Below are 2,127 nucleotides of genomic sequence, written 5' to 3' on the forward strand. Positions count from 1 at the left end.
GTCACGGTGTTCATCCGTGACCGCCGCCGCCTCGAAACGACCGAGCCCCGCGTCGGTGATCGCCTCAGCGATCCGCCTCAGCGATCCGCCTCAGCGATCCGCGTCCAGTGGCTCCAGATCGTCTTCCTCGTCGAGATCCGTGTCGAGTTCGTCCTCGAGGTCGTCGTCACCGTCGCCCTCGTCGGCCTCCTCGTCACCGTCCTCCGCCTCGTCGACGTCGTCCAGGTCCTCGTCGAACACCGTGCTGACGTCGAAGCGGCAGACCACCCGCTGCGGATCGACCCCCTCGAAGGGCGCCTCCAGCCATTCCCCGGCTTCGGGCTGCTCGTCCGACGCGGTCACCCAGAGCGTGGAGTCGCCCTCCTCCAGGCCGAACTCCTTGTGCCGGGAGGCGATCTCGTCCGGCTCGAACTCGCCGAACAGGATGCCGAGCGCCCCGTGCACCGTGCCGGAGGCATCCGCGTCCGTACCGTCGTCGTAGTCCGCCGCCTCGATCCGCTCGGCATGCGCCCGCAGTCGCTGCGGCTCCGCGACGACGTAGTCGCGGCGGATCAGCACACTCACAGCGTTCGGATCCTCGGGTCCCGTGTACGGCGGCAGGGCGTCCTCCGTACCGGGGATCTCGAAGGGCGTGACCTCGTCGTAGCGGTCGTAGAGCAGCTCGTCGTAGACCTCGGCGGCTGCGGCCAGCTCGTTGAACGCCTCATAGACGGCCGGGTCGTCCTCACCCGACCGACGTTCGACCGCGGCCAGGTGACGGTCGAGCGCGGTCTTGACCGCCTCGGCGGCGGCGCGTACCTCGGCAGCGGTGGGCTGCACAGCATCAGACATAGTGCAGACGCTATCCGTACCGGGCCCCAGCCCGCACAATAGATGCGATGCCGGAATACGAATTTGTCGACGTGTACGTACCGCGCGGGGTCTCCCGCAAGGACGCCACACGCCTGCTGACGGACCATGCCGAGTACGGACACTGGGAGTTGGACCGCCTGAGCCTGCTGCGCGACGGCAGCCGCAGGGTGCGGCTGCGGCGCCGGATCATCCGACAGGTGCGGGCCACATGGTGAGCTGAGAGGCCACACAGCGAGACACGGACCGCAGACGGACAGGACAGCAGAAGAGGAAACACACGGAGCGGGCCCCGCCGAGGCGGGGCCCGCTCCGTTGCGTGCCGGACGCCTACGTCCTATGCCGAGGGCCGTGCCTTGCGGTACAGCACCGCGCCCGCGAGCAGCGCCCCCGCACCGACCGGCAGGGCGAGGCCCATCGGCAGGTCGACACCGGTCTGGGCGAGCTCGGCGTCGCCCTGGGGCTGGGTGACGAAGTGGGCGCCCGGGTGGTTGCCCTGCGAGGAGCCGCCCGGAGTCAGGCCGCCCGTGCCGGGCGGCGTGCCCGGGGAACCGGGGTTGCCCGGCTCGACGGGGTTGCCCGGCTGCTCGGGGTTGCCGGGGTTCTCCGGGTTTCCGGGGTTCCCAGGGTTGCCCGGCTGCTCGGGGTTGCCGGGGTTTTCAGGGTTCCCGGGGTTGCCCGGCTGTTCCGGCGACCCGGGCGGGTTCTCGTGACCGCCGCCCGGCGGGGTGTGACTTCCGCCGCCGTTGTTGGAGCAGTCGTTGTCCTCGGCGGAGTTGCCGATGCCGATGACGTCGACGGTGTTGCCACACACGTTGACCGGCACATGGATCGGCGCCTGGACATGGTTGCCGGAGCCGACGCCTGGCGAGTCGGTGGCGTGCCCGCCGGCCGACGCCCCTGAGCCGCCGTGGCCGCCGGACGAACCGCCGCCCTGGTTGCCACAGCTGTTGCCGCTCGCCGGGTTGAGCAACCCGACGACGTCGACCGTGTTGCCGCAGACGTTGACCGGCACGTGCACCGGCGCCTGCACCGTGTTGCCCGACAGCACGCCGGGCGAGTTCGCGCTGGAGCCGTGCGCACCCGAGCCGGTCGCGTGGGCGGCGCCGCCCACGGCGGCGACGATGCCGGTCGCGGCCGCCACGGTCATCAGGCCCTTGCGGGTGACCTGTCGCATTCGCTTGTTACCTGCCTTCGACCTTGTTCCGAAAATACGACGCCGGAAATCCACCGACGCTGTAGAAAAGGCCGGTCGGCCCCGGAGCGCATGGCACGCGC

The 2,127-nt window shown here is 70.7% G+C and carries 3 protein-coding genes; 1 reads left to right on the forward strand and 2 read right to left on the reverse strand.

The window, feature by feature from the left end; genetic code table 11:
* Window positions 1–90: 90 nt before the first annotated feature.
* Window positions 91–831, reverse strand: a complete 741-nt coding sequence (locus ACWGDB_RS41910; RefSeq protein ID WP_453827288.1) for a hypothetical protein — start codon at window positions 829–831, stop codon at window positions 91–93.
* A gap of 47 nt (window positions 832–878) precedes the next feature.
* Between ACWGDB_RS41910 and ACWGDB_RS41915 the strand changes: the two genes are divergently transcribed.
* Window positions 879–1,067 carry a DUF5703 family protein gene (locus ACWGDB_RS41915; protein ID WP_005485166.1) on the forward strand — a complete coding sequence of 63 codons (189 nt, stop codon included), beginning with the start codon at window positions 879–881 and terminating at the stop codon, window positions 1,065–1,067.
* 119 nt (window positions 1,068–1,186) lie between these two features.
* On the opposite strand, the gene ACWGDB_RS41920 is transcribed toward ACWGDB_RS41915, so the two are convergent.
* On the reverse strand, window positions 1,187–2,026 hold the full coding sequence (locus tag ACWGDB_RS41920) for a chaplin (protein WP_453827289.1): 840 nt from the start codon (window positions 2,024–2,026) through the stop codon (window positions 1,187–1,189).
* Window positions 2,027–2,127 lie beyond the last annotated feature (101 nt).

Source organism: Streptomyces sp. NPDC055013 (genome assembly GCF_053608645.1).